The following is a 204-nucleotide window of genomic DNA, read 5'->3' on the forward strand; positions in this document are numbered from 1 at the left end:
GCCTTTTCATCTCCCGAATCCCCATCACCTTGCGAAGCTTTCTGCTTCGCTAATGCTGCCGCTTTTGCCTCGGCTGCTGCCACCGCCTTTGCCTTCGCTTTTTCTTCTTCCATTACTTCTTCTGTTCCTTCTCTTTTTTGCTTCGCTAACGCCGCCGCTTTTGCTTTTGCTGCTGCTGCCTTCGCCTTGGCTTTCGCTTTTTCT

The 204-nt window shown here is 51.5% G+C and carries 1 pseudogene; it reads right to left on the reverse strand.

Features of this window, described 5'->3' with window-relative positions:
- Positions 1-204: pseudogene (locus MR160_RS34760) on the reverse strand (NADH-quinone oxidoreductase subunit C); the annotation flags it as partial.

This window comes from Bacillus cereus group sp. BfR-BA-01382, from assembly GCF_022663475.1.
Classification (GTDB): Bacteria; Bacillota; Bacilli; order Bacillales; family Bacillaceae_G; genus Bacillus_A; species Bacillus_A thuringiensis_S.